Annotated in this window: 24 protein-coding genes, 8 tRNA genes and 2 pseudogenes; 23 read left to right on the top strand and 11 right to left on the bottom strand. The window is 44.5% G+C overall.

Annotated elements, in window-relative coordinates; all coding sequences use genetic code 11:
- The first annotated feature begins 203 nt into the window (after nt 1-203).
- From V6N89_RS07765 to V6N89_RS07725, 9 genes are all read left to right on the top strand, one after another.
- Nucleotides 204-280: transfer RNA gene (locus tag V6N89_RS07765), tRNA-Met, on the top strand.
- Between the two features lie 33 nt (nt 281-313).
- Nucleotides 314-398: transfer RNA gene (locus tag V6N89_RS07760), tRNA-Leu, on the top strand.
- Between the two features lie 4 nt (nt 399-402).
- Nucleotides 403-478: transfer RNA gene (locus tag V6N89_RS07755), tRNA-Gln, on the top strand.
- Nucleotides 479-513: 35 nt separating this feature from the next.
- Nucleotides 514-598 (top strand) — tRNA-Leu (locus V6N89_RS07750).
- A 2-nt stretch (nt 599-600) separates the two neighbouring features.
- Nucleotides 601-676: transfer RNA gene (locus V6N89_RS07745), tRNA-Gln, on the top strand.
- Nucleotides 677-729: 53 nt separating this feature from the next.
- Nucleotides 730-806, top strand: a tRNA-Met gene (locus V6N89_RS07740).
- Nucleotides 807-841: 35 nt separating this feature from the next.
- Nucleotides 842-926: transfer RNA gene (locus V6N89_RS07735), tRNA-Leu, on the top strand.
- Between the two features lie 4 nt (nt 927-930).
- Nucleotides 931-1006: transfer RNA gene (locus V6N89_RS07730), tRNA-Gln, on the top strand.
- Nucleotides 1007-1263: 257 nt separating this feature from the next.
- Entirely contained in the window at nt 1264-2670 is a 1407-nt protein-coding gene (locus V6N89_RS07725) for an alanine/glycine:cation symporter family protein (RefSeq protein WP_346993616.1), read from the top strand.
- Between the two features lie 80 nt (nt 2671-2750).
- Here V6N89_RS07725 and V6N89_RS07720 read toward each other — a convergent pair whose 3' ends face one another.
- Nucleotides 2751-3407 carry a cupin domain-containing protein gene (locus V6N89_RS07720; protein ID WP_338517051.1) on the bottom strand — a complete coding sequence of 219 codons (657 nt, stop codon included), beginning with the start codon at nt 3405-3407 and terminating at the stop codon, nt 2751-2753.
- A gap of 23 nt (nt 3408-3430) precedes the next feature.
- On the bottom strand, nt 3431-4219 hold the full coding sequence (locus tag V6N89_RS07715) for an SDR family NAD(P)-dependent oxidoreductase (RefSeq protein ID WP_346993615.1): 789 nt from the start codon (nt 4217-4219) through the stop codon (nt 3431-3433).
- 105 nt (nt 4220-4324) lie between these two features.
- Here V6N89_RS07715 and V6N89_RS07710 point away from each other — a divergent pair, with 105 nt between their 5' ends.
- A complete protein-coding gene (locus tag V6N89_RS07710) occupies nt 4325-4672 on the top strand; it encodes a winged helix-turn-helix transcriptional regulator (protein WP_338517049.1) in 348 nt (115 codons plus the stop codon).
- A gap of 24 nt (nt 4673-4696) precedes the next feature.
- Here V6N89_RS07710 and V6N89_RS07705 read toward each other — a convergent pair whose 3' ends face one another.
- Nucleotides 4697-5317: a flavin reductase family protein gene (locus V6N89_RS07705; protein WP_346993614.1), complete on the bottom strand. Its 621-nt coding sequence runs from the start codon at nt 5315-5317 to the stop codon at nt 4697-4699.
- Between the two features lie 277 nt (nt 5318-5594).
- Nucleotides 5595-8157: pseudogene (locus V6N89_RS07700) on the bottom strand (TonB-dependent receptor plug domain-containing protein).
- 284 nt (nt 8158-8441) lie between these two features.
- Between V6N89_RS07700 and V6N89_RS07695 the strand changes: the two are divergent.
- A complete protein-coding gene (locus V6N89_RS07695; RefSeq protein WP_346993613.1) occupies nt 8442-9485 on the top strand; it encodes a hypothetical protein in 1044 nt (347 codons plus the stop codon).
- Between the two features lie 278 nt (nt 9486-9763).
- On the opposite strand, the gene V6N89_RS07690 is transcribed toward V6N89_RS07695, so the two are convergent.
- Nucleotides 9764-9937, bottom strand: a complete 174-nt coding sequence (locus tag V6N89_RS07690) for a hypothetical protein (RefSeq protein ID WP_338517047.1) — start codon at nt 9935-9937, stop codon at nt 9764-9766.
- Between the two features lie 181 nt (nt 9938-10118).
- Between V6N89_RS07690 and V6N89_RS07685 the strand changes: the two genes are divergently transcribed.
- Both V6N89_RS07685 and V6N89_RS07680 read left to right on the top strand, forming a co-directional pair.
- Nucleotides 10119-10304, top strand: a complete 186-nt coding sequence (locus V6N89_RS07685; protein ID WP_338517046.1) for a hypothetical protein — start codon at nt 10119-10121, stop codon at nt 10302-10304.
- Nucleotides 10305-10322: 18 nt separating this feature from the next.
- Nucleotides 10323-10745, top strand: a complete 423-nt coding sequence (locus V6N89_RS07680; RefSeq protein ID WP_346993612.1) for a hypothetical protein — start codon at nt 10323-10325, stop codon at nt 10743-10745.
- Between the two features lie 46 nt (nt 10746-10791).
- Here the strand turns inward: V6N89_RS07680 and V6N89_RS07675 are convergent, their stop codons facing one another.
- Entirely contained in the window at nt 10792-11343 is a 552-nt protein-coding gene (locus tag V6N89_RS07675; protein ID WP_338517044.1) for a carboxymuconolactone decarboxylase family protein, read from the bottom strand.
- Nucleotides 11344-11518: 175 nt separating this feature from the next.
- Here V6N89_RS07675 and V6N89_RS07670 point away from each other — a divergent pair, with 175 nt between their 5' ends.
- Entirely contained in the window at nt 11519-12100 is a 582-nt protein-coding gene (locus V6N89_RS07670; RefSeq protein ID WP_338517043.1) for a TetR/AcrR family transcriptional regulator, read from the top strand.
- Here V6N89_RS07670 and V6N89_RS07665 read toward each other — a convergent pair.
- Nucleotides 12097-12993, bottom strand: a complete 897-nt coding sequence (locus V6N89_RS07665; RefSeq protein ID WP_338517042.1) for a LysR family transcriptional regulator — start codon at nt 12991-12993, stop codon at nt 12097-12099. The genes V6N89_RS07670 and V6N89_RS07665 overlap by 4 nt on opposite strands.
- Before the next feature lie 134 nt (nt 12994-13127).
- On the opposite strand from V6N89_RS07665, the gene V6N89_RS07660 reads away from it, so the two are divergent.
- The 3 genes from V6N89_RS07660 to V6N89_RS07650 are packed head-to-tail and all read left to right on the top strand — an operon-like array spanning nt 13128 to nt 16300.
- Nucleotides 13128-14096 carry an aldo/keto reductase gene (locus V6N89_RS07660; protein WP_338517041.1) on the top strand — a complete coding sequence of 323 codons (969 nt, stop codon included), beginning with the start codon at nt 13128-13130 and terminating at the stop codon, nt 14094-14096.
- Nucleotides 14093-14515, top strand: coding sequence for a GlcG/HbpS family heme-binding protein (locus tag V6N89_RS07655; protein WP_338517040.1), 423 nt, complete (start codon nt 14093-14095; stop codon nt 14513-14515). Before V6N89_RS07660 ends, V6N89_RS07655 begins: the two co-directional genes overlap by 4 nt.
- Before the next feature lie 3 nt (nt 14516-14518).
- On the top strand, nt 14519-16300 hold the full coding sequence (locus tag V6N89_RS07650) for an alpha-amylase family glycosyl hydrolase (protein WP_338517039.1): 1782 nt from the start codon (nt 14519-14521) through the stop codon (nt 16298-16300).
- A gap of 123 nt (nt 16301-16423) precedes the next feature.
- Here the strand turns inward: V6N89_RS07650 and V6N89_RS07645 are convergent, their stop codons facing one another.
- Together V6N89_RS07645 and V6N89_RS07640 are read right to left on the bottom strand one after the other, a co-directional pair.
- Entirely contained in the window at nt 16424-16882 is a 459-nt protein-coding gene (locus tag V6N89_RS07645; RefSeq protein WP_338517038.1) for a hypothetical protein, read from the bottom strand.
- Nucleotides 16883-16913: 31 nt separating this feature from the next.
- Complete coding sequence (locus V6N89_RS07640) at nt 16914-17057, bottom strand: hypothetical protein (RefSeq protein WP_338517037.1); 144 nt, start codon at nt 17055-17057, stop codon at nt 16914-16916.
- Nucleotides 17058-17340: 283 nt separating this feature from the next.
- Here V6N89_RS07640 and V6N89_RS07635 point away from each other — a divergent pair, with 283 nt between their 5' ends.
- The 6 genes and pseudogenes from V6N89_RS07635 (at nt 17341) to V6N89_RS07610 (ending at nt 24537) form a co-directional block, all read left to right on the top strand.
- A complete protein-coding gene (locus V6N89_RS07635; RefSeq protein WP_338517036.1) occupies nt 17341-18066 on the top strand; it encodes a TetR/AcrR family transcriptional regulator in 726 nt (241 codons plus the stop codon).
- A 14-nt stretch (nt 18067-18080) separates the two neighbouring features.
- A complete protein-coding gene (locus V6N89_RS07630) occupies nt 18081-18740 on the top strand; it encodes an efflux RND transporter periplasmic adaptor subunit (protein ID WP_346993611.1) in 660 nt (219 codons plus the stop codon).
- On the top strand, nt 18676-19179 hold the full coding sequence (locus V6N89_RS07625; protein ID WP_346993610.1) for an efflux RND transporter periplasmic adaptor subunit: 504 nt from the start codon (nt 18676-18678) through the stop codon (nt 19177-19179). The genes V6N89_RS07630 and V6N89_RS07625 overlap by 65 nt, the downstream gene beginning before the upstream one ends.
- A gap of 2 nt (nt 19180-19181) precedes the next feature.
- Nucleotides 19182-22269 (top strand): annotated as a pseudogene (locus V6N89_RS07620) (efflux RND transporter permease subunit).
- Nucleotides 22270-22487: 218 nt separating this feature from the next.
- Nucleotides 22488-23291, top strand: a complete 804-nt coding sequence (locus V6N89_RS07615; protein WP_346993609.1) for a tetratricopeptide repeat protein — start codon at nt 22488-22490, stop codon at nt 23289-23291.
- Nucleotides 23284-24537: a GGDEF domain-containing protein gene (locus tag V6N89_RS07610; RefSeq protein WP_338517032.1), complete on the top strand. Its 1254-nt coding sequence runs from the start codon at nt 23284-23286 to the stop codon at nt 24535-24537. Before V6N89_RS07615 ends, V6N89_RS07610 begins: the two co-directional genes overlap by 8 nt.
- Before the next feature lie 82 nt (nt 24538-24619).
- Here V6N89_RS07610 and V6N89_RS07605 read toward each other — a convergent pair whose 3' ends face one another.
- The gene (locus V6N89_RS07605) at nt 24620-24796 is read right to left on the bottom strand and encodes a hypothetical protein (protein ID WP_338517031.1); all 177 of its coding nucleotides are present in this window, start codon (nt 24794-24796) and stop codon (nt 24620-24622) included.
- On the bottom strand, nt 24796-25971 hold the full coding sequence (locus tag V6N89_RS07600) for an FAD-dependent monooxygenase (protein ID WP_338517030.1): 1176 nt from the start codon (nt 25969-25971) through the stop codon (nt 24796-24798). The genes V6N89_RS07605 and V6N89_RS07600 overlap by 1 nt, the downstream gene beginning before the upstream one ends.
- Nucleotides 25972-26085: the final 114 nt, after the last annotated feature.

Genomic DNA, 26085 nt, shown 5'->3' with positions numbered 1-26085 from the left:
CTGCGCTTTTAGCAAATGACAAACCGTAATGCTATGCGGTAAGAATCTCTCAAGTTGTTCAAATTCGCCACTTTTTGAGTGTTATTCGTACCCCAGCGAACACTTAATAAGCATTTAGAAAAAGTTAGTAAAAAAGGGGTTGACGGTTGCCAGTCATATACGCATAATACGCGCCACTTCCTGAGAGGGAAGAGAAATAAAGAGGCTACGTAGCTCAGTTGGTTAGAGCACATCACTCATAATGATGGGGTCGCAAGTTCGAATCTCGCCGTAGCCACCATATTTCTCGATAATCTTAGGAAAGATTAGCTGCGCGGAAGTGGTGGAATTGGTAGACACGCTGGATTTAGGTTCCAGTGCTTCACGGCGTGAGAGTTCAAGTCTCTCCTTCCGCACCACGACTGGGGTATAGCCAAGTTGGTAAGGCAGCGGGTTTTGATCCCGCCATTCATAGGTTCGAGTCCTGTTACCCCAGCCATTCTTTTTTAAAAGAATATTGCAGTTAATGTCTATGCGGAAGTGGTGGAATTGGTAGACACGCTGGATTTAGGTTCCAGTGCTTCACGGCGTGAGAGTTCAAGTCTCTCCTTCCGCACCAATTGGGGTATAGCCAAGTTGGTAAGGCAGCGGGTTTTGATCCCGCCATTCATAGGTTCGAGTCCTGTTACCCCAGCCAAATTCTTGAGAAACCGCTCATAGAGCGGTTTTTTATTGAAAATAAAAGTGTAAGGCTACGTAGCTCAGTTGGTTAGAGCACATCACTCATAATGATGGGGTCGCAAGTTCGAATCTCGCCGTAGCCACCAACTTTTATATTTCCTTAATTGGAAAGTCTACATACGCGGAAGTGGTGGAATTGGTAGACACGCTGGATTTAGGTTCCAGTGCTTCACGGCGTGAGAGTTCAAGTCTCTCCTTCCGCACCAATATTGGGGTATAGCCAAGTTGGTAAGGCAGCGGGTTTTGATCCCGCCATTCATAGGTTCGAGTCCTGTTACCCCAGCCATATTCTCGAAAAGCCGCTCTTTTGAGCGGTTTTTTATTTTTTGCTATAAACAAGTTCAAAACTTAATAGCCACTCGCTTTTTTCTTCCCCCATTTTTGATAATGTCATGCTAGTATTGAGCTTTTATGACTGATGGACCTACTCTTTTCTATACCAGATCGGCAATTTAACTACACGAACCTACCGTGCAGGTACGACAGTATTAATTTGCTGCGATGTGTTGTCTGAGTCCTAATAACAATAACAAAGGAAAATGCGTGATCAACGAACTCGTTTCTATTGTAAATAACGTTTTGTGGGGAGACGGCCAAGTACTCATTATCATGCTTCTGGCGTGTGGTATTTGGTTTACGGTAAAGCTTGGCGGCGTGCAGCTGCGACACTTTGGCCATATGTTTTCTCTGCTAAAAGGCAGTAATACAGCAACAAAAGACGGCATTAGCTCATTTCAAGCGCTTTGTACAAGCCTATCCGCTCGGGTTGGAACCAGTAACTTAGCTTATGTTGCCGTTGCCATATCTTTAGGTGGCTCTGGCGCTATTTTTTGGATGTGGATGATTGCACTTTTAGGTATGGCAACGGGCTTTGCCGAAAGTGTGCTAGGCCAGCTTTATAAAGTGCGCGATGAAAACGGTGAATTTCGTGGCGGTCCTGCTTATTACATCAAACAAGGCTTAAATAAAACCTGGCTTGCTGTCGCATTTTCTTTGTGCCTTTTCTTCGGCTATGGATTTGTATTTAGCGCTGTACAGGCTAATACCATTACAGATGCACTTAACAACGCCTATGCATTTCCAAGTGAATATGTAGGTGTCGCTATTATTGCCTTGGCAGCACTTATCGTTGTAGGCGGTTTACGCGGTATCGCGCGCTTCGCCGAATTCGTTGTGCCTTTCATGGGTATAGGTTACGTGTTAGTGGCACTTGCTATCACGTTTATCAATATATCAGAGCTGCCAGCTATGCTTCTCGATATTGTTAAATCAGCATTTGGTTTACAAGAAGCTGGCGCTGGTGCGCTTGGCGCGGCGATTAAAAATGGTATTCAGCGCGGTTTGTACTCTAACGAAGCCGGAAGCGGCTCTGTACCTCATGCTGCAGCAAGTGCAGTGCCTAACCCTAACCACCCTGTTTCTCAGGGTTATATTCAAATGCTAGGCGTATTTTTGGACACCATGGTGCTTTGTACCGCCACTGCATTTATTATTTTACTTGCTGGCGGCTCAAGTTCAGAGCAAATGGAAGGTATTCGCCTTACGCAAGACGCCATGAGCAGCCATTTGGGTGAAGGCGGAACAGATTTTGTTGCCGCTGCCATCAGCTTATTTGCGTTTACTTCTGTGGTAGCCAACTACGCATATGGCGAAAGTAACCTGCACATGTTTAAGCTAGATAACCGCGCTGGACGCGCTGCGTACACCATTGGTTATTTAGGAATGATTTACTGGGGTGCGCAGGCAGCGCTTCCACAAGTATGGGCAATGGCAGATATGGCGCTAGGCTTAATGACGGTGATTAATATTATCGCTATTGTGTGGATGACGCCCACGATTGTTTCTATCAGTAAAGACTACTTCAAGAAAAAAGACAGTGGCGAGAAAGTGGAATACAAAGCGGGCGATTGTGACATTCAAGGTAAGTCTGAAGACGGGGTGTGGGATTAACACGGTTTGGTAAAGACGAGAAAAGGAGGCAAACGCCTCCTTTTTTGTTTCAGGACTTATCGTCTAAAAAAGGCGGAAGTTTACAGCGCGACTGGCAAGTGCCCAGTCTTAACCAAAATAACCGTTTCTTCCTCAACAAAGGGGTGGTGCTGACTCATATGTGGGCTTCGAAGCCACGTACCTTGAGGGTAGCTACCATGTTCATCTTTAAACGTGCCAGACAGCACAAAGATTTCTTCGCCACCAAAATGACGGTGAGGTTTAAACACTTCATTCGCTGGCCATTTTACCAACGCTACACTTTCATTTTCAAACTGATGCAAAGGCATCACCTGTAAACCACCCTGCCCCTGAAGCCATGGTGTCGTATTGGTATTGACTCTTACCTCTTCAAGATCGCGCTTATCAAACTGATTAAGCTTCACCAATATTACGCACCCTTCTTTACTAAAAGGGCTGTGCTTGCTACCAGGAGGGTTGCGAATATAAGTCCCTGCGGGATAGTCTCCATGTTCGTCAGAAAACACGCCTTCAAGCACAAAAATCTCTTCCCCTAACGGGTGGCTGTGTTGTTTAAAACTGGCACCTGCTTCGTACTTTACTACGCTAGTTGTATGGCCTGATTCTTTCGCTTCGCGCTCAAGGGGCTTACGCCAAACCGTACTTGACGGCGACGCCTGCCATGACTCACTTTGTGTTTCAATAGCGAGTCGTATGTCAAAATTCATGTTTAGCATAAGCTACCTTCTCGTTTAACTTGTTAATACTTAATTTCTCTTACCATCACGCCGCCATCTACATCGATAATGGCGCCTGTCGTCCAACTTGCTCGGTCAGACAATAGAAAAGCAATACTGCTGGCGACATCGTCTGGTGTACCTATACGTCCAATTGGATGAAAAGCGTCAAAAGAAGCGAGTACTTCATCTGTTTCATTTTCTGGAATAAAGGCATTGTAAATGGGCGTTTTTACCACCGCTGGCGAAACAGCGTTAACTCGAATATTGTGCTCAGCGAGCTCCATAGCAAGGTGTTGCGTCATCGCATGCAAACCTGCTTTTGCCATTGAGTACGCAGACGATGGCGTAGCCTTAACCGCTTGCTTTGCCCACATAGAGCCTACATTAACGATATTGCCGCCACCCGCATTTTGCATTGCAATAGCCACCGCTTGCGTAATGAAAAACACGCTTTTATTAAGTGTATGGTATTGATCATAGTCACTTGGCGTATGTTGCGCAAAGGCGGTAGGATTAAAATAGCCAGCTGCATTAACCAAATACTGATACGGTGTGGCTTGCGCTTTTACATGTGAAATTAACGCTTCTACATCGCTTTCTTTATATAAATCGGCGCTCAATGAGTCTACATGTACTCGACTATCTTGAACTGCGTCTTTGAGCTTTGCGACAGCACGCTGAAGCTTTTCGGTATTTTTACCTACAATGGTCACACTTACACCGCTGCTAACTAAGCTGACAGCTGTGGCTAAACCAATACCACTTGAACCACCTACAATTAAAGCTTTACCACTGAATGAAAACGTCATAATAACTGTCCTTCAATTTGAAAATTCGTGGTAACCTTACGCTTCAGATAAGCCAATGAATAGTAAGTATAATTTGGTACGGTAGGTACTTTTTGGTACATCTTTATGAATACTAAAGAAAAACAAATTGAAAGAAAGTTGCCGCCACAAGATAGCGCGCGCATGGTCGAAACCATTTACGGCTGCAAATGGTCGCTTACGGTATATCAATTGTTGGCTAATGGCGTCAATCGGCCAGGGGAAATGGTCCGCTCGGTTGAAGGGCTAAGTACAAAAGTGCTAAATCAGTGTTTAAAGCGCAATATTGATTTTGGCATTCTTAAAAAGCAGGTCTACCACGAGTTACCACCTAGAGTGGAATATGAGGTTACGCCTTTTGGTGAACGTTTTTTATCAGTACTAGAACAGATTGAGGCCTTACAAGAAGACCTCACAAGTACTGCCGAGAATTAACTATCTTTGCCAAGTGTTACGCCACTATTGTGGCCGAAGCATTTCGAAGTAATCTGCTTCACTGATGGTATAGTAGTCACCTGCACCACCACCGCGCATTACGGGCTCGCCTTTTAGTGTTTTATACACGCCATTTTCAATCAGCGATTTATCGATATGCACGCCCACTACTTCGCCCATGATAAACCAGCTATTTACAGCCTCACCTTGCGCATTTTTTAGCTGAACAATGTCGGTCAACTTACATTCCATGCTAACAAGGCTCTCTTTTACGCGGGGTACAGATACGACCCTGCTGTTAACTGTTTTAAGCCCAGATATTGAAAATTCACTTTCTTCAGGGGGTAAGGGCTTGCTTGTTTGATTCATTGCGCTTGCCAGAGGCTTTGACACCAAGTTCCAACAAAACTCATAGGTTTCTTGTGCATTGACTAAAGAGTCCTTTCTTCCTCCCACACAGGAAAAGCCAATCAGGGGAGGCGTGTAATTAAGGGCATTAAAAAAACTGTATGGCGCCAGGTTAAGCACGCCTGCTTTGGACTGTGTTGAAATCCAGCCAATTGGACGCGGCGCAATGATGGCATTGAATGGATCATGGGCTAATCCGTGTCCAAGCTGCGGTTCATAAAAGTGAAAATTAGCCAAGAAAACTCCTTACTGATAAATGCACCAAAAAATAAGATGCGAGGTCGTCAATTTGCGTTTTACGTTATTTGCAAACATATCGCATGTCGTGCTTACTGTAATACTATACTGAACTTATATGTACGCTAATTCATTTAAATTCAAGGAGATCAATGAACGCAAGAACCGTCGCATTTTCACGAACTCGTCTTACCGAGCTCATGGTCCCCTCTTTCGCTAGCGCATAATGAAAAAGGCCGATAGAAGGTATCGGCCTTTTGCTTATTGCTCGTGTTGATTAGAAAGTGTAGCTCACTTTTCCGTAAACAAATCGCCCTGTAAAACCATAGGGGGAGAAACCTGAGTAAGGGAAAATGTTTGAAAAGGTTGTCACTTCATCGACCGAATTTCGCGTCGCTTTTGGATATACATCAAAGACATTGTTTGCACCAACCGATACGCTTAATCCATCCGTGATAGCCACTCGAACGTCAAGATCCGTGATCCACTCAGAAGGAATAATCTCGTTGCGTGCTTCAATAGAGCTTGGGTCTTCTACTTCACCATAACGGGTTGTGCGCAAGGTAGCGTTATAGCGATCATATGACCAGGTTACGCCCAAATTAACTTTGCTTTCGGGCGAAGCTGTCTCAAAGCGACGCAGTTCGACATCATTAAACAGGTTGCTTTGGTCAAACCCAGCCCCTCTTAACACCTCTGGCGCTTCAAGGATATCGGTCACCTCGTTATCATTGAAGTTAACACCTGCATTAAAGTTAAATGCACCATAGTCTGATGTGTTTAGCGTATACGTTGAAACAATGTCTACCCCTTCAGTACGCGAATTAATTGCGTTTAGGAAGAAGCGAGCACGGTTAGCACCAGTACCCGCCAACAATGCTTCGATGGCATCACCAGAAAGGTTGTTTGACAGTACAATTCGATCGTCAATATCAATGCGATAGAAATCAACCGTTAGGTTAAAGTCTGCGGTAGGAGAATAAGTAAAACCTGCGCTGAAGTTATCTGACTCTTCCGCATCTAGTCCAGGGCTTCCCAATGCTTGAGCAACATCGCTGGATGGCGCAAAGGTGCCTGTTTCTGTGGGAACGGCATCAACAAATACCGTCGCAATAGACGTAAAGTATTGCTGCTGTAGTGAAGGTGCTCTAAAGCCTGTCGATACCGAGGCACGTAGCGCTAGCGCATCGGTAATTGTTACGCGATGTGACATTTTCCAGTTAAAGGTACTGCCAAAATCAGAGTAGTCTTCATAGCGCACAGCAACAGCGACATTCCAATTTTCTACAACATCGGCTTCAAGATCTACATATGCACTATAATTGTGGCGGCTATTATCGCCTGCCGACGCTGGTGTGAACCCTGGGAACACCTGTGCACCCGCGGCACCAAAAGGGCCATTTACAGGGTCAGTTACCGCGCCGCCTGGGCCAAACGTACCGCGTATGTATGAGCTTTCTTCGCCAGCCGTAATTTCGTAGCTTTCTCGACGATATTCAGCGCCCATTGCAAAATTCATTTCGCCAAAAAATAGGCCAGTATCAACCAGTCTTGAGGCATCAGCATTTACCAACGTTGTCGTGTACTCCAGTGTGCCTGCATCGAAACGTGTCGGGCTAGTTGGGCCCAATGACGTGTTCAAACTGTTGACCACGCTATACTCAAGCTCGTTGCCACCATGAGTGACAGATAAATCGTAGTTCCATACATCGCCATAGCCTTTTATACCAAGCAATAAGAGACATGTCGGTGATATCAGTTTGAATGCTTGGTAGGAAACCATCAGGGTAAATAGAAATCACATTGCGACTATCTCTTGCGCGGCGGTAAAAGCCGCCGCCCAATGAATCGCGTGAACTGAACCCGGCAGTTGCATAGAGCTCGGTGCTGTTTGACACCGATTTGCCCGCATTGATAAACAATGCGTAGTCTTCAACTTCACCGTTACCGAAAACGTGGCTATATCGGTTTATGGTTAACTCGCGCTGGTCGATAGCGCCGTTTTCGTCTCGAGCATAATTTTCTCGCGGGTCAAAGTCTGCCCTATTAGCTTGACCGCGGTCTCTATATTCAGCAGAGACATTAACGTAGCCGTCATCGCCCCACTCTAGCCCCATATTACCGCGTAGCGTAAGTGTCTGTCCGTCAGTTAACTCACGGTCGGCACCTGTATCAAACGCAAGATTGCCGTCAGCACCGACGCTAACTCCGTTTAGGCTTGGCACGCCGTCCATGGTAGTCACGTTTGCACCATAAGTTACTGAAACATCGCCGCCTTCACTGGTATCTTTTAAGACAATATTGATAACGCCAGCTATGGCGTCTGAGCCATATTGTGCCGCCGCGCCGTCACGCAATACTTCAATGCGTTTTATTGCATTGGCTGGAATAGCGTTAAGGTCAACCGCAGAAGAGCCGCGTCCAACAGAGCCGTTTAGGTTGAGTAGCGCCGACGTATGTCTGCGTTTTCCGTTTACCAGTACGAGCGTGTGATCAGGCGCAAGCCCTCTAAGTTGGGCTGGTCGCACGTGGTCCGTACCATCGGTTATAGACGGTTGAGGAAAGTTAAAACTAGGCAGCAAGGTGTTAAGGATCATGTTTGTTTCAGTAAGACCCGTTGCCTCTATTGAGGACGCATCAATGATATCGATAGGTACCGGGGAATCATTAACAGTGCGCCCGACGCGACGAGAACCAACAATTTGAATTTGTTCAACATCTTGTTCGTCTAGACTAGCTTGCTCTTGAGCAAAAACAGAAGAAGAAAACGGCATTCCCGCCATTGCACTAGCAATTAAGGAAAACTTGAAAACAGAAGCGTTGAATTTTGCCTGTTGCATTGTGATGTTCCTGAATGTTGAGTGTTCATTTGCACCAGCGCACGAGCGCGTGTGTGCCTGAAAAGCTTGGTTTTAGCGAAAACACTTAGAGCTTTACGCGTAAAAAAGCCAAACCAAGGGTCTTTAACTTTCTGTCGATGGAATATGCTTTGTGCTAGACGTGTCTGAATAGACTTATTATTGTTAGAAGAGAGTAGTAACTAGCAGCCAAGCCGCAGTTAACCATAAATGAATTTGCAGATACAATACTAAAGTTGTAATAAAATCTTAACGTTGGGTAATAAATGAAAGCATTAGTGCTAACCGGGCAAAACCAATATCAGGTTGTTTCTCATTTTCTAGATGGCATTGCCCATGATCTCACCGTTCTTGGCTACGATGTTGATTTCCTCAACGTAGAAAATGTAGCCAATATTAAAGACGGCCTCACTCGCATAGGCAAACTTGATGATTACGCCATGATATTGAGCTTTAATGCGGTAGGTTTAGGGCCCTTGTCCGATGAGATGAATACACTGGAATATGCTAAGCAGAAACCACTTTTCGTATTTTGTGTGGACAATCCACTGCATCTCATGCTCAGGTTTTTCGGGCACCCCGTGAAACTATTATGCGTTGCACAAGAACACGTTACCTTTTTACGCGCCTGTGGGGTGGAAGCACACTACTTCCCTCACGCGGTATCTTCAAACTGGGCAATGCCGCAAAAAGGCAGCAGTCACCAGGAAGCAGCTACTTCTATTTTATTTCCTGTTTCATTTATTGATAAACATGTCTTCATGAAGGAACTGGCACCCGTTTGGCAGAAACTTGGGCCCGTAATCGAGGCCAGCCGCAATGTCACCGACTTTTTGCAGCGAATTGGCGTTATGCCATCTGAAGCCGGGCCAGCAAGGACACAGCTGAATGAAATGATTTTGCGAATAGCGGCAGTGGTAGACAAATATTTGCGTGCTAAAGCGCGTGAAACGTGCCTTCTCGACTGCGCAACGCGGGACTATAAACTCACCGTTATAGGACGTGACGTTGCTCGCTATCAGACCCTATGCGATTTTCATCACTACAGTGAAAGTGTTCCTTTTCCAGAACTACTATTGTTGATGTCTCAGTCTAATTTTGTACTACATCAATCTCCTGGATTTGAGCAAGGACTGCATGAGCGCGTGGTGTATTCACTTTCCTCAGGCACCGCGTCTTGTCCTATGATGCACATTTTGCCGAAGCCGCATTTGCCAATGCAGGCGTGTTTAGTTTTGATAGTGCCTTGCCCAATGTCAGCGATGCAGCATACAAAGATGCCGTCGCCAAAGGTCAGCAAACCGTGTTAACTGAGCATACTTGGCTAAGGAATTTTTCGCGAGTCTTAGCGTAAGCTAACAAAAAGGTGGGCTAGCCATCGTCATCGAAAAAAAGAGAGTGCATTTGCACTCTCTTTTTTTCGATACAAAATAATGTTCTATTTCGCTTTTTTAAGTTTCTTCTTAAGCTTTTTCAGCTTGTTTTCTTGCTTAGAGATTTTTGCTTTCGCTACTTTAATTTCTTTCTTTAGCTTTTTAACTTTCGCCATTGTCTCTTCCTTCTATTTTACGTTGTTCTAAATTTATCGTTACTCTTGTTCATTGTGTTTAGCAATAAACTCTCGGATAAAGCGTCTCACCTCGCGTGCCGCAGACGTATCAAGCTCTTCACACAGCTCAATAAACTGGGCCCGCTCTTGGTCGTTAATACGAATAATCATCTGACTATTCTTTTTCTTCTTTTTGTTATTTTTCTCAGACATCAAAGACCTCTGCTGACAACCCTTCACCCTGTATATAAAAAGTATAGCTAATGTATATACAAATCAAGTATTGATTTTTCAAACTGTTTCCGATATTCATAAAAACGTAATATTGATGTAATGCATTTGTCTTTTGGATTAGCCAAAGTGAAAACCTAATAAGCAGTTAAAGAAGTTTTTTATGATCAATTCCGACTCTTCATCTCACCTATCTTGTTTTATTGAAGCTATCGCCATTGCGAAACACGTTCACTGCACTAGCAGTGAAGACCTTAAAACCTTGCTTCAAGAAAAGGGATACGAAGATATGGTGACTGTCGATACTGTTAATGAATTACGTTCTCAGCTGAATTGGGTACAGCAGTAAAAACCCAAGGAGTACGTAGTGACACAATTTGTTCCTCACGGTGAAGTTTCCGTAACCCGTGAAGGCAGAACCATGGTTATTGAAGGTCGTGGTCCGTGGAATTTGGAGGCAGTTAAGCGTTCAGAGCAGGCTGCTGAGCATATTTTACGAGATCTTTATGGCCAGCCGTGGGCGGTGGTTATGGTTGTTTATGGCGAACCCATTCATGTCCCTGATGCTGAAGGCCGTCTTATCGACCTTGTCAAACACGACATCAAAAATGGGCGCGTTGCGTCAGCGCTAGTCATCGGTTTATGTGACTCCCCCACTTTCGCTAAAAATCATATTGGCAGTATTTATCAACAGGTTTACGACAACGTGGCATTTTTCGATGATGTGGCAGAAGCTAAATCGTGGGTACTGCAACAAGTCGCATCCGCTTCGTCAAAGAGAAACACATAAAAAACGGAAGCCTAAGCTTCCGTTTTTTATAGCAATAATTGCGAGCTTACTTCGGCGACCAATCAAACTTTTTGAATGGTTCATCAAGCGGAGTATGAGCAACGTGGTTGGTGTAATTACTCATTACTTTCTGCGCCAGAATAAGAATAATTTCTAGCAACTGTTGGTGCGAATATCCAGCAGCGTAGAATGCATCCAATTGCGCATCTTCAATGTGGCCTCTTCCACGTGTTACAGCGAGCACGGTGTTTTTAAGCGTATTTAATTTCTCATCTGACAATACTTCGTCATTGCGTAGTTCTTCGATTAGGTCATCACGTACGTTCATGCTTTTTGCAATTCCCGTATGTGCTGGAACGCAATAATGGCAGGCATGCTCCACGTTTACGGTTTGCCATACTACGGTCAGTTCCTCGGCATTGAATGATGTGTCTTGCGCTAATTTATGTAGCACTTGATAACCTTCAAGTAAGCTAGGCGCCTCAGCCATCACTGCGTGTAGGTTTGGGATCATGCCAAACGCTTTTTGTGAATTATCTAATAGAGGCTTTGCTGCCTCAGGGGCTGTTTCTTTGGTGTGTAACGTAAAATCGCTCATGTCACTCTCCTATGGGTGTGAACAAAAAACTGCAAGACGAATTAAAAATCTACAAAATTGTAAAGTCGTGCTACCTCTCTCAAGCTAGCTTGATATCATAATAGGTTTACTTGAACGATCGTTCAAGACATAATTGAACAAGTGTTCAAAACATTCGTGCATAAGGTATACGCCAATGAAATATGATCGCGACAAAGTAATAGATAAAGCCACTGCCCTTTTTTGGCAGCGAGGCTTTCAAGGTGCGGGGATGCGTGATATTCAGCAAGCCTTAGACATGAGACCTGGCAGCATCTATGCTCGATTTCAAAGCAAAGAGGGGCTGTTTAAATTGGTCGTCGATAAATATGCCGACAATAGTCAGCAGCGATTGACACATGTCATTGAAGCGGAATCTCCACTTAAAGCGCTAGGGGCTTTTTTTGAAGAAGCACTTATGCACCCAAACGATCAGCGTTTTATGCGACAATGTTTGCTTATCAAATCAATGACCGAGCTTGACCAAATAGGTACCGTGGCAAAACAATCGGTAATTGACGGTATGCAGAAATTAAACACGTGTTTTGAACATATTGTTAGTGCCGCAATTGATAAGAACGAGTTGCCCGACACAACGCCTAAGCAACTTGCAGCAGATTGGCTACAGAACCAATTTGTGGGTTTACGCACGTTCGCACTAATGCACGATGACGCCAACAGCATCCGTAAGATGATTGACAAAGTACTACTGGATTTGAAGCACAACTGGCCAACCTAGTGGGAAAACAAATTCTCGCAGCCGTCAACGTCAAGCGAAGCGAGCGTATCGATAAATGCTCTCATGCGCATCGACTGGTGTAATCGTTGAGGATGAATGATGTAGAGTGTATGGCGCGCAGGCTGTTCTTCTTTAAAAATGACTTCAAGCGCTCCTTCTTTTATATATTTCGCAGCCGCGTACGTTGGTAACCGACAAACGCCCCTCCCCTTTAGCACGTGTTCAATTAGCGATAAGTTATCATTCAATTTAAGTGCGCCAGAAACGGGCACGCGCTTTTTATTGAGTGTCCAACTTTCTTGATCTGGTCCCATAAAGCACGCGTGATTCGTAAAGTCGTTTATTTCGTTTACCACGCCTTTGCTACGTCTATAGTCAGGCGATGCTACGATAACGTGAGAGTAGTTAAATAGAGGCTTCGCCACCATGTCTTGTGGCGGGTTACTGGTAGCGCGAAAAGCAATATCAAAATGCCCTTTATTCAAATCGTGACGTTGATAACTAGTATCAATATGCATCAATACTTCAGGGTTGTTTTGTATAAACGCATAACAGCATTCACCAAGCACAAAATGCGCAAAGAGGTTTGGTGCAGTCAATGAGATTTTGCCTTTTAACTGACTTTGCTCCTTTATTAAGTTTTGCTCGATGGACACAAGCGATCGAACTATCTTTTGAGTATCCGCATACACTCTCTGGCCTTCAGACGTGAGATGCACATGTCTGGTAGAACGTTGCAATAGTTTAGTGCCCAGTGCGCTCTCTAACGCTTTTATTTGTTCAGACAAATATCCTCTTGAAATATCAAGGCGCTCCGCTGCAACACCATAATTTAATGTTTCGGCAACAGCATTAAACAAAATCAAACGTTCTAGTTTCTTATGTTGTTTCATTGTACGTGACACCAAATAACTGTCTATATCAAAAAACATTATTCACTATACCACATAATGATTTCACTTAAGCGCGCTGATACAACCAACAATGAAAGATAAACTGCATACAGAAACCAACAACGAGTTAACGTATGCAAACACTTCCAATTCAGCAGTATTTTCCACACGCCAGTCAATTAGTGTATGGCTGTATGGCAATTGGTGGTCAATGGGATTTGTCACCACTATCAAATGAAGAGCAACTTCACGCCGAATTAGCCGTCAATACTGCTCTCGAGGCTGGCATTACTGTATTTGATCACGCCGACATCTATAAAATGGGCAAGGCAGAACAGGCCTTTTCAAAAGTCTTGGCAAATACACCATCACTTCGCGACGACATGGTCATCCAATCAAAATGTGGGATCAGGTTTGAAGACGACAACGGGCCTAAGCGCTACGATCTTTCAAAGACATGGATCCTTGCTAGTGTGGAAAATTCACTTAAGCGGTTAAACACTGACTATCTAGATATATTACTGCTTCATAGACCAGACCCATTAATGGATGCCAGTGAAATAGCACTAGCGATAGACATACTCCACACCAGCGGAAAGGTCAAACACTTTGGTGTATCGAATATGAACGCGCATCAACTTAATCACTTACAGCACTACTCAGACAGACCGCTTATTATTAATCAAATAGAGATGAGTCTCACCAATTTACAATTCATAGAAGAAGGTGTGTTAGTAGGTAACCCTGAGGGTGCTTCTGTAAACTTCACACCCGGCACACTTGAGTACGCCAAACAGCATGGTATTCAAATGCAATCATGGGGAAGCGCAAGCCAAGGAAAATTCTCAGGCGCGCCATCTTCGCTTTCGACAAAGCAACAGAAAACCAAGCACTTTGTAAGCGTGCTTTCTGAAAAATACGGCGTCTCAGCTGACGCTGTTGTCCTTGCTTGGCTGATGCGATTTAACCCCCAGCTTCAGCCCATTGTGGGCTCTGCCAACCCATCTCGTATTAAAGGTGCAGCGCAATCAACAACCATTCAGATGTCTCGCGAAGACTGGTATTCGCTTTACGTCCTAGCAAGAGAAGCTGAGCTGCCATGATTTCAACACTCTCACTCAATGATGCGCAGTCGTTAATTAACTATGCCATCAATTGGGCAACTACCAATGAAAAAACGATTGCGGTAGCCGTGGTCGACGCTGCAGGTGAACTAATTGCGTTTAATCGAATGGACGCGAGTAGCCCGCAAACTTGCTTGCTGGCCCAAAACAAAGCCTACACTGCCGCGCGTGATCGGCAAAAAACAAGTGACCTCGCCAAGTGGGCCTTGAGCACGAATAAAACGATTAATTTCTGGACCGATGCGCGCATTACCGGCATGGCTGGAGGCGTACCGATAGCAGATGCTAAATCGCTGGTTATCGGAGGGCTTGGCATTAGCGGAATGGATGAGTTTGAAGATGAAAAATTAGCTCAACGCTCTATTGAATACGTTTTGTCATCACGCAGGGAGAACTGAGTCGTGAAAAGCCGTACAACTTTTTATGTTATTGCCTTTGCTGGCTTTGCCGCATGCATTGGCGCTTGGCAAGTGCTACTCAATACTAATGGCAGTCAACGTACGACTGTCGTCAATAACACAATAAAAACACCGTCAACCTCAACACCATATCTGCAGCGAAGCATTGAAGAAGACATTTTCTACTTTGTGATGCCTGATAGATTTCATAATGGTGACACCACCAATGATGCAGGTGCCCCTGCAGGCTCTATTTCTCACGGCGGTTATGACCCAACGTCCAAATGGGCCTTTCACGGGGGTGACATTGTTGGGATACAGCAAAAACTATCTTATTTGGAAGACCTTGGAATTACCGCTATTTGGATGACGCCTATACTCAGAAATAAAGCCATTCAAGGAGATGGCGTCGCTCATCACGGTTACTGGATAGTAGATTTCACAGAAATTGACCCACACTTTGGCAGCAATCAATCGTTGAAGCAATTTATACGTGCAGCGCATCAACGTAATATCAAGGTGTTCTTTGACATCATAACCAACCATACAGCCGATGTTATAAAATACGAGGAATGTCACGACAGTGCGGGTATACACCGCGAAGGCCTAACCCGTTGCGCCTATCGCACGCTCAAAAACGTAGCGCAAAATGGCACATACTCGCCATTTGTACTTAATAGCGAGTCTAGTGCCAAATCGCCAGAATGGTTAAATGACCCAGCCTACTACCACAATCAAGGAGACACGACGTTTGAGGGCGAGAACAGTCTTTTTGGCGACTTTAATGGACTTGATGATATCAATACAGAAGACCCATTTGTGGTGTCAGGTATGGTTGATATCTATAAAAACCTTATCACTGAATTTAAACCAGACGGCTTTCGAATAGATACTGTACGGCATGTGCAGCTCCCATTCTGGCAGACTTTCTCGCCTGCCATCTTGGCACACGCTCAACAACAAGGTATTCCCAACTTTCATATCTTTGGTGAAGTATATGACCCTTCTCCCGCTGCGCTTAGCCGATATACCACTGAAGGTAAACTCCCCTCAGTGTTAGACTTTGGCTTTCAGGACGCGGTACGCCATGTCTTTTTCGATAGCGACAACGTAAACAAACTAACCGCGTTATTTAAGCAAGACCATTTTTACAATGACGATGACAGTCATGTTAATCAACTACTGACCTTCTTAGGTAACCACGATATGGGCAGGCCGGGATATTTCATCAATACCTCGCTTCCCAATAAAACACGCGCTGAAAAATTAAAGCGAAGCATACTTGCCCATGCATTTATGTTCTTTTCGCGCGGCGTGCCAGTAGTCTACTATGGCGACGAACAAGGTTTTACAGGGGATGGCTACGATGTCGATGCTAGAGAAGACATGATGCCGTCGGCAGTTGACAGCTACAACGACAACACATTGTTAGGTTCAGACGCAACAACGGCAAAGGACAACTTTAACAGTGGACACCCTTTGTATACCGCTATCGCATCTTACGCCGAAGTTAGACGCCAACATCCACGACTTCAATTCGGTGAAATGAAGACGGCTTATGTGGATGATGAAAAACAGATATTTTCATTTACACGCTCAGGAAGTGAGCACAAACCACCGCTTTTTGTTGCGTTTAACCTATCGAACAAAGCGCAAACGGTAACCTTAGATGCCATATACGATGGATATACCTTACAATTTGGAGAAGCTGTCGTAGAAACAACGACAGACGGCACGACAATCATGCTTCCAGCACTCAGCTTTGGTATATTCGATAAAACCTAATCCGATAGACAATTGCCGCTATTCACATTTGATGAGTTTCCACCAAACGCTCAGCAGAAGGTAGGAAACTCATCATTTTAGAGTCGTCATTTCAATTTTCATGCTTGCTACTGTCTATGCTGTTTAGTCAGACGTAGCTTCTTTAAATGCAGTGCTTGCCACGTCATATGTTGTTGATTGAATTCCTTCGTTTGCAATTCTCAACGAAGAGTTATTGGATACGGCGTTTTTAACGCCCTGTAAGTAGTTCACAATTGTTTCATCGTCTGTTGATTCAGCTTTTAGCTGATTAGCGAATTCTCTCGATTTGCTCACTTCTACCGTATCTGAAACGCGCATAAATTGGGACAGCATGTTACTCAAACGTTGATCCTTTGAGAGATAGGAATCTAGCCTAGAACGCTCATCATTTGCATCAGATGGTTCAGCACTCCACTCACTGTCTGTTACATTTAACTCAACGGGCAAACTGACATTGAAACGAGCGGCAAGAGTTTGCATCTCTTTGTTTATTTTCTGTGCATAATAGTCGCGCATATTGGTCAACGTTGACAACGAAAGAGAAGACTCTCCTCGTTCCATTTTTTCAATGAGTGCATCTATGTCAGAAGTATCAATATGTGAAGAAAACTGCGAAATCTCTTCCTGCAGGCCAGCCTGAACCTAGCGCACGAGAGGTCTGACTTTCTAAAAAGGTTCGCCCTTTTTCAGGGTTGTTGAGGTAATCTAATAAGCTTAGTGATGATGAAATATTCATTATTTTTTCAATGTTAAACGTACTGCCACTTAGCAGTATGCATAGCAATTTGTGCTCCAGCTTTGCACTAAGAAAAATAAAATTTGAAACCTGCTAGGAATTTCCTAATTACTTCCAGCATCACTTGAAAGTGTATTTGCTCTCTAAACCGACCGCGTTTACATACCTTATCAGCACATTAAATTAAAATTTAAGTGACTTTATAAAAAGATGCTCTATACTTTACGAATCTCATTCGAATAACATTCGAATAAGATTCAAAAAACTATTTTTGGGATATTGTATGCCTCCAGCCCCTAAGTACAGCCATGAAGAAGAGCAAGTAAGAATTCTAGATGCTGCAATAAAATGTATTTTAGATTCTTCAGTTACTAGCTTTACTATGGCCAAGGTCGCGTCAAAGGCAGAGCTTTCTATGGGCTCTGTTTATAAGCACTTTCAATGTAAAGAAGACATTGTTATGGCGCTTGCGCACCAATCTTTTTCTCATATATCGTCTATTTTCGAGCGTGTACTTAGCTTGGCACTAACAACGCCTGAGAAAGTGATTGCCATTTGCCTTTTGTCTCCACAAAAGCTGCAGTGCTTTCCGTTTGCAAACGAACTTGAGTCTTTTGCAACCAATGGCGCGGTCATACGCAAAGCATCGCCGCGTTGGACGCAACAAATGATAGAAGCTGGAGCCCACTGCGAGGCAACATTTAAAGCAAGATTATCGAGCGGTATCACCGCTGACGAATTTAGTGAAGTGGTCAATGTCGACGAGTTTATTGAAGAAATAACGGTCAGCGGTTGGGCTATGAACGTTGGCTACGAGCAGGTGTTGCGCGTACAGCAGTCACGCCAAATCATTGAGGGCACAGCTTCAATCTTGGCACCACTTGATGTGACTGACCCACTTATCCGCAGCATGGTAAGACTTATAAACAGTTACCCATGGCGTAATCCGCTGACACAGCAGGCGCTAGCGCGCATCGTGTCGTTGCTCACCGAACTACACTTTCGCTAATTGAGACCATTACCATGAATATTAAACGCTGGGTTATTAGTATTGCACTTATCTTTGTTGTCATTGCATCGCTAGGCTTCGTGAAATTTCAACAAATTCAAGCTGCTATTGCTTTTGGCGAGTCCTTTCCCGAGCCTTCAGGTAGTGTCAAAAGTACCGTGGTAGAAACCACACAATTGCCCAATCGCATTGAAGTTATTGGTGAGGCTAAGGCCGTTAAACTGCTTCCGTTAACAACGGAGTATGCGGGTCCCATAACTTACGTTGGCTTTGCACCTGGCGATACCGTAACCGCAGGTCAAGTTTTGTTGCGTCAAGATATCGCAATAGAGAAGGCAAACCTTAATGCGGCAAAAGCGCGTTTAAAACTTGCTGAGGCACAATATGAAAGGCAGGTAACACTCGTTAAACAGCAGCGTACTAGTCAAAATGAAGTTGATATAGCGCAAGCAGAGATGTCGGTCGCCGCAGCAGAAGTGGAAAATCTGTCATCGGTTATTCAAAAGAAGACCTTGATAGCGCCTTTTAATGGCACAGTAGGCTTAGAAGATTATCAAACAGGTCAAATGCTAGATGCCAACACGTTAGTAACGCAGATAGTCGGAACCAATGACGAAATCTGGATTGATTTTGCCTTGCCACAGACAGCGTTGCAAACCTACCATTGGCGATAGCATCGGAGTTACATTAATTGGACAGTCCTCTAAAGCATTAACAGCAACTATAATCGCTCGCAACCCACTTGTTGAAAGTACCTCACGACAAATAAGGTATCGCGCTTCATTATCAAATAAAGAAGGCCTTATTAGCCCAAATCAAATGGTTGGAGTAACCGTTGACGGCCCAAATAGCGCTCAAATCATTGTGCCTACCAATGCTATTTATCGCGACCATACTGGCGATTACGTTTATGAGTTAAAACGCGATGACCAAGACAATTGGCGTGCGCATCCAATTAAAGTCACGTTAGGCAAACGAGAAAAAGACAATCAAGTTATTAAAAGTGGCTTACAGGGTGACGAGCTTATCGCGACTGAAGGCGCGTTTAAGCTTTCTGAAGGTTTACTCGTGTATACGCAAAGCCCTAGCGTATCTCGCGAAAATGGAGAGTAGTCATGAGTATGCCTAATGATAACAAGCCATCGATTATGGATGCTTTTGTAACCAGGCCCGTGCTCGCGATTGTACTTTCAGTTTTGATTTTGCTCGCAGGCCTGAATGCTGCAAACAATATCTCGGTGCAGCAGTACCCAAAAATCAAGAGTGCATCTCTTGTCATTAATACCGTTTATACTGGCGCGTCTGCAGAAGTCGTTAAGGGTTATGTTACTGAGCCTATCGAGCGGGTGACATCAACCGTACCCGGTGTTGATTATGTCGATTCAGTCACTACGGCTGGATTGAGCAAAGTGACGGCATGGTTAGAACTAAATCACGATACAACCGACGCCCTGGCAGATTTGACGACAAAGCTGAATCAAATAAAATTTGAGCTCCCCACAGGTGCTGAAGACCCGGCCATTGATATTGTCAGGGCCGATAGCCCCTACGCAGTGTTTTATCTCGACGTTGAGGCGAAAAATGATACGCGCAGTGAAGTGAGCGATTATCTCATCCGCAATGTAGTACCTGTACTGAACGATATAAATGGGGTGCAAAAAGTTACGCTAGAAGGCGGACGTAACCCTGCAATGCGCATTTTACTTGACCCCAAAAAGCTTGCTGTCTACGGATTAAGCGCCACTGATGTGTTTAGCGCACTGCAGTCAAACAATACCATAGCGACGCTGGGGTACAGCGAAAACAATCGCCAGCGCATTGACCTAATGGCAAATACTAACCTTGCCACAGTGGCTGATTTTGAGCAATTGATTATTCGCGACGATGCTGGCAGTCAGTTAACGCTAGCCGACGTTGCAGATATCACATTGGGAGAAGCAGAAGGCATTGTCACTGCCCGCTTAGATGACAGAACCACCGTCTTTTTAGCTGTATGGGCATTACCCGGCGCCAATGAGATTGATATTGGCGACGCGTTATACGAGAAACTGGACGCAGTAAATGCAACGCTACCGGAAGGGATGCACATCACCACTGGATACGATGGTACCCTTTACATGCGAGACTCCATCAAAGAAATTTTCACTACGCTCATAGAAACCGTTCTGTTAGTTGGCATTGTTATCTTACTGATGATGGGGTCTTTTCGCACCGCTCTTGTGCCCCTAGTCACTATCCCGATCTCTGTTTTAGGTGCCATTGCCGTAATATCTGTGATCGGATTTTCACTTAATCTTCTTACCATTTTGGCCATTGTTTTGTCTGTGGGACTGGTAGTCGATGACGCCATCGTAGTGGTAGAAAACGTTGCAAGACATATGCGAGAAGGCAAGCCACGCCTAAAGGCGGCGCTTATTAGCTCAAGGCAACTCCTGGTGCTTGGTTATCGCCATGACGCTGACGTTGGCGGCTGTGTACGCCCCTATTGGTTTTCTAAAAGGGCTTACAGGTTTTCTTTTTAGAGAGTTTGCATTCACTCTTGCAATAGCAGTGCTTATATCCGGCGTTGTTGCGGTCACACTGTCGCCTATTATGAGTGCCTATGTGAACCCAGAGGGCGGTAAGGAAGGCCCTTTCACCCGCCGCGTAAACCGCTATTTTGACAAGCTACAGCTTACCTATCAACGGGGGCTTGCCCGTTGTTTTGAGTGGCGCGCACAAATTGCCGTTATCGCCGTTGTATTCTCGCTTTTGAGCGTACCTTTTTACCTATTTTCTCAAAAAGAGCTGGCTCCAACCGAAGACCAGAGCTCAATTAACGTTGTCGTAGAAGCGCCTCCAGAGTCTTCTCAAGCCTATACGTCTGAAAAAATGAACGACACGGTTGCAGTACTCAATGCATCTGAAGGTGCGAAATTTACTTGGCAAATACTGACCTCCTCTGCGGGATTTGGTGGTGTAGAACTTGTTCCGTTTGAAAAACGCGATCAATCGGTCCACGATATGATTTACGACCTTTACGCGCGTCTTGGCAGTGTTACAGGACTTACCCTATTTCCTGTGCTACCTGCTTCATTACCCACCGCTGGGCAATTTGACGTAGAAGTGGTTTTTCGTACCACAGATGATCCAGTAACGATGAAAAAGTATGCCGACGAAATCATTCAAAAAGCGAATGCTTCTGGCAACTATATGTTTGTGAATACAGACTTAAAGATAGACTTACCTCAAGCTGAGCTAAATATTAACAAAGCACAGCTGGCCGATTTGGGACTAACGGTACAAGAGGTGAACAATCAGCTTAGCGTGTTGATGTCGACTAACTTTGTTAACTATTTCAATAAAGAAGGTAAAGCCTATCGCGTGATACCTATTGTGAATGATGACAGCCGTTACAACCCCGAAGCAGTCTTAGATATGAAAATTCGCACCGATTCGGGCGACTTAGTTCCGGTGTCATCGTTTGCCACGCTTGATACGTTTACCAGCCCACGAGTGCTTGGCTCGTTTAACCAGCAAAGTTCATTTAGGATCTTAGCGGGTGTTTTGCCCCATATCACGAAAGAGCAAGGGCTAAGCACAATTGAGGCAATTGCAGGTGACGTGTTACCCGCAACCTACTCTGTGGATTATGCAGGTGAATCAAGACAGCTGCGTAAAGAAGGTAACACCATGCTAGGCGTACTCGGTGTTGCTTTGATCATTGTCTACTTTCTGTTAACCATTCAGTTTAATAGCTTTAGAGATCCGCTTGTCGTGCTTCTTGGGTGCGCACCACTCGCGCTTGCGGGTGCACTTATGCTTCCCTTTGTATCCCTCACCACCATTAATATATACAGCCAAATTGGACTGGTTACATTAATTGGTTTGATTGCAAAAAACGGGATTTTGATTGTTGAATTTGCCAACCAGCTTCAGCTTTCAGGCAAAAACAAACTAGAGGCGGTAAAAGAAGCGGCAGCAACGCGTCTACGCCCTATTCTTATGACAACAGGCGCAACCGTGCTAGGGCATTTCCCACTGGTGTTGGTAAGCGGTGCAGGCGCTGAGGCAAGAAATAGCATTGGTATTATTCTTGTTGCGGGCATGCTGATAGGTACATTTTTCACGCTCATTGTGCTGCCACTACTTTATGAAAAACTAGCATCTAACCATAGAGTGCCACCTCACGCTGTAGAAGAGCCCCTGCAACACGCAGCATAGCTAACGGCTACACTGATTAAAAAAGGAAAACGCTCCGATACGGAGTATATAGTAAAAACAATGTCTATTTGCGTGTGAGTGAGTGGCAGCCCTTTAAAGACATGCTTGCTCTTGCTACTTCACCTTGAGCTCTTCAATATAAAGTCAGCGCAAAAAGTAGTTAAGTCATTCCATTCGCCTTATACTTAATCCAATTAGTTTTTATTGATGGAATAACGTTGTTTCTACGCCCCCTCATTTTTGTGTGTTTTTGGATGATTGGCTCGATGGTTGCGTCAGCGTCACCCATCGACGACATTGTTAGCTTGCGCAATGCTGGAGACCTAGCGAAAGCAGAAGAAAAAGCGAAAACACTTCTACGGTTTTCTATCGAAAAAAATGATGCCGCACTAAGAGCAGATACGCTTTATGAACTGGGTCGCAATGCGATGGAGCGCAATGAATATCCTAATGCCCACCAGTATTTTTCTCAAGCCAATACAGTTTATCAAGCGCTAGGCGACGAACTGTCGATAGCCAGAACATATCGCGAAATTGGCGCTGTCTATCGCTATCAATCCGATTACCCAACGGCACTTGAGTACCTTTATAAAGCCCTCGCTATTTTCCAAACTAAAGGAACTAAAAGCGATAACGCCTCAATTCACGGTGGTATTGGTGTCGTACTCGAAAAGATGGGGCAATTTAATGATGCCGCGCACTATCACCAACAATCGCTCGAAGTTCATTATGAACTTAGTGATGCAACAGGCATAGCTTCTGACCTGTACAACCTAGCAGATATTCGCCGACTGCTTGGTGATTATGCCCTAGCACTCGATTACTTTGAGCAGGCGCTTGTCATTGATGAAGCAAGCGGCAACAGAAAAAATATCGCTTATAGCTGCTACAAAGTAGGCTACGTCAATATGAGCATAGGCAACTACGCTATTGCTGAAAAGTATATGCAGCGCGCACACGCACTTTTTGTGGAAATTGGCGCTAAGCGAGATATTGATTGGGCACTCACTAAACTTGGCTGATTTAGCATTTCAACAAGGGCGATTGTCTAAAGCTGAAGCCATGATAACGGATATCATCCCAAGAACTAAAAAAAATGGGTATAAGAGTTTACTATTAGATGCTTATCAAACCCTTATCGATATTCAACTTGAAAAGGAACGCTATGAGGACGCGCTGGCGGTTATAGACGATGCAATTACGCTTTCTAAAGATATGAACGAGCGCCATAAAGTATCGCAACTACTTGCACTCAAAGTTCAGGCGTTAGAGAGTATTGACGACATAGCAGGTGCATTCGAAGCGCTTAAGCATCAAAAACAACTTGATGAATTACTTTTTGACCAAAACAGGCTTGATGCTATTGCATCGACACAAGCGCAAACTGAGTTTGTAAGGCGCGCCAACCAAATTGAGTTGCTAGAGCAACACAAAGCACTTCAAGAAATTCAATCAGACAATGAGCGTGAGCAACGAAGAAACGCGTTGTTTGGTTTTGTATTTCTATTGTTAATTGGCTTTTTAATTTACGCTCGCCGAGCTCAATCAAAATACACAAAAAATCTTGAACGTGAGGTGAGAGCGCGAACTGTTCAGTTGGAGCGGGTGAATGAAGAGTTGTCAGCGTTAAGCCTCACCGACAAGCTAACTGAGTTAAAAAACAGACGATTTATTGAGAGCCATATCGATGCAGACATCGCCAGCGTTGTACGGAAACACCGACAGGCGCAAAATGCGAATGAGCTAAAAGAATCCGATTTATGCCTTTTTGTCATCGATTTAGATTACTTTAAACACATCAATGATAATTTTGGCCATGCTTCAGGCGATAGTGTGCTCCAGCAAACGGCAAATCGTTTAAAGGCTATTTTTCGTGAATCTGATTATGTCGTGCGTTGGGGTGGTGAAGAGTTTGTTGCTTTAGCGCGCTTTATCAGTAGAGAAAATGCTGATTTGCTGGCTAAACGCATTGTCGATGATATACAAAATACGCCGTTTTTACTTAACGACAAAGAAAAATACACCGTAACCTGTAGTGTTGGATTTACCTGCTTTCCCTTCTCAAAAGGTGCTGTAAAAGAGAGCAATATGTCTACTATTTTCAATGTCGCCGACCATTGTCTCTATGCAGCCAAGGCTGCTGGTCGCAATCAGTGGGTAGGCTCCCTTGATATTAGTGACAGCAGTATTTTGCCGCTTCCCACGACACTTGATGAACTGAAAGCACTATCAAAAGAAGACAAGATAGTGCTGTCGTACAAACCTTAGCGGTTGGCGTGTTAGACTCTTAAACACGGAAATGATGTCATTACCAGGCTTCAACGGCGAATGGAAATCGCCTGGCTGACCATTATGAAAATGCCAGCCTAAGCAATTGCGCAACAATCAAAATGATCATCAATGGCCAAATCCACTTCGCCCATTTTGAGGCGTCTTCATTACTTATACGCATTTTAGAACGTTCAATAAGCGGCACTATGAGTGCCAGAGCACCAAACAACACGGCCAGTAAAATAAGTACTTCCATTATCGCATCCCTATCGCATATTTAAGCACTTCTTTCTTTGCAGGCTCAATGCGTTGTGCAGTAGAAAGAAGCTGATTTCTTATCCATTTAATGGGGGCAATACGATTACTAAACAAGGTATAGAACCCATCCATGGCCGTCATCATAATGGCATTATCACGACGTCGCGGCTTTTCGAAATCTTGTTTCAATGCCGTTTTAAAGTCCTCAGACGCCAACGAAGTCTGTTTTGACGTAACCGATAGAAAAGCTTCTACGTCCTTGAATCCTAGATTAACGCCCTGTCCAGCAAGAGGGTTAATAGTATGTGCAGCGTCACCTAAAATGACGCAACAACCTTTAACGTAGTGATGCGCATGTGAGCGAGTTAAAGGAAATATTGCTTTATCAACAACTGAAAACCTATTGCCATTTTGGTTTAACTCCTCAGGAAACGCATGAACGATTTCCTGCTCCAACTGCGTATTGTTTAACCCTTTAAGTCGCTTAAGCTCATCGGTATTGTTGTACCACACCAATGAGGCATAATTGTCATACATAGGCAAAAAGGCTTTTGGTCCGCTAGGCGTAAATTGCTGCCACGTTATGGCTTCAACGGCTTTCTCCGTTTGTATGGTAATACCCATCGCTTGCTGCGCGTATTGCCACCCTGTGCTGCCAATACCTGCCGCTTGCCGGACTTGAGAATTCGCGCCATCAGCACCAACTAACCACTTTGCTTTTACGTCACTACCGTCAGCTAACTGTACATGTGCACTACTGCCTAACGATATGCTATCCACGCGAGTGCCAGAAATCACCTTAACATTGTCGTAGTGCTTTAACGCTTCCAAACACCCAAGCTGCAACAACCTGTTTTCAACAAAAAAGCCCAACTGCGAAACCGCAATACTGTCTGCGGTAAAATCGGTACGATGCTGAGGGTCTTCCCATACGCTCAATCCCACGTAGGGCTTAACCCGCATTGTTTCGATGTGCGGCCATGCACCTAGTGCCTTCAATAAGGTAACTGACGCATCACTTATTGCCGAGACACGAAGGTCTGGACCATCATTTTCGTGAAACGGTTTTGGCAAAAACGGTTCTATCACCACAACATTGTATTGCTGTTGGGCAAGACCTAATGCTAATGCTGCGCCTACCATACCGCCGCCGTTGATACAAAAATCGACCATTTACACTCCTTAAATCACGCACTTGCATTATGTCGCAAAACCTTGCGCCGTGTGAAGTAAAACGTGGAATAGGGTTGCCTCAGATCAAATATCAATGAATCATCGCAATACACT

This window comes from Alteromonas gracilis, assembly GCF_036870955.2.
In the GTDB taxonomy this organism is placed as follows: domain Bacteria; phylum Pseudomonadota; class Gammaproteobacteria; order Enterobacterales; family Alteromonadaceae; genus Alteromonas; species Alteromonas gracilis_A.
This window is presented reverse-complemented; position numbering and strand designations above follow the sequence as displayed.

What these genes read in the sequence shown, in the direction of transcription:
- V6N89_RS07645 (WP_338517038.1), bottom strand. Translation starts at nt 16,882, where the DNA reads ATGGAACGAGGAGAGTCTTCTCTTTCGTTGTCAACGTTGACCAATATG.
- V6N89_RS07640 (WP_338517037.1), bottom strand. Translation starts at nt 17,057, where the DNA reads ATGAATATTTCATCATCACTAAGCTTATTAGATTACCTCAACAACCCT.
- V6N89_RS07625 (WP_346993610.1), top strand. Translation starts at nt 18,676, where the DNA reads ATGACGAAATCTGGATTGATTTTGCCTTGCCACAGACAGCGTTGCAAA.
- V6N89_RS07665 (WP_338517042.1), bottom strand. Translation starts at nt 12,993, where the DNA reads ATGAAACAACATAAGAAACTAGAACGTTTGATTTTGTTTAATGCTGTT.
- V6N89_RS07600 (WP_338517030.1), bottom strand. Translation starts at nt 25,971, where the DNA reads ATGGTCGATTTTTGTATCAACGGCGGCGGTATGGTAGGCGCAGCATTA.
- V6N89_RS07605 (WP_338517031.1), bottom strand. Translation starts at nt 24,796, where the DNA reads ATGGAAGTACTTATTTTACTGGCCGTGTTGTTTGGTGCTCTGGCACTC.
- V6N89_RS07630 (WP_346993611.1), top strand. Translation starts at nt 18,081, where the DNA reads ATGAATATTAAACGCTGGGTTATTAGTATTGCACTTATCTTTGTTGTC.
- V6N89_RS07690 (WP_338517047.1), bottom strand. Translation starts at nt 9,937, where the DNA reads ATGTCTGAGAAAAATAACAAAAAGAAGAAAAAGAATAGTCAGATGATT.
- V6N89_RS07720 (WP_338517051.1), bottom strand. Translation starts at nt 3,407, where the DNA reads ATGCTAAACATGAATTTTGACATACGACTCGCTATTGAAACACAAAGT.
- V6N89_RS07670 (WP_338517043.1), top strand. Translation starts at nt 11,519, where the DNA reads ATGAAATATGATCGCGACAAAGTAATAGATAAAGCCACTGCCCTTTTT.
- V6N89_RS07715 (WP_346993615.1), bottom strand. Translation starts at nt 4,219, where the DNA reads ATGACGTTTTCATTCAGTGGTAAAGCTTTAATTGTAGGTGGTTCAAGT.
- V6N89_RS07685 (WP_338517046.1), top strand. Translation starts at nt 10,119, where the DNA reads ATGATCAATTCCGACTCTTCATCTCACCTATCTTGTTTTATTGAAGCT.
- V6N89_RS07655 (WP_338517040.1), top strand. Translation starts at nt 14,093, where the DNA reads ATGATTTCAACACTCTCACTCAATGATGCGCAGTCGTTAATTAACTAT.
- V6N89_RS07660 (WP_338517041.1), top strand. Translation starts at nt 13,128, where the DNA reads ATGCAAACACTTCCAATTCAGCAGTATTTTCCACACGCCAGTCAATTA.
- V6N89_RS07710 (WP_338517049.1), top strand. Translation starts at nt 4,325, where the DNA reads ATGAATACTAAAGAAAAACAAATTGAAAGAAAGTTGCCGCCACAAGAT.
- V6N89_RS07675 (WP_338517044.1), bottom strand. Translation starts at nt 11,343, where the DNA reads ATGAGCGATTTTACGTTACACACCAAAGAAACAGCCCCTGAGGCAGCA.
- V6N89_RS07695 (WP_346993613.1), top strand. Translation starts at nt 8,442, where the DNA reads ATGAAAGCATTAGTGCTAACCGGGCAAAACCAATATCAGGTTGTTTCT.
- V6N89_RS07635 (WP_338517036.1), top strand. Translation starts at nt 17,341, where the DNA reads ATGCCTCCAGCCCCTAAGTACAGCCATGAAGAAGAGCAAGTAAGAATT.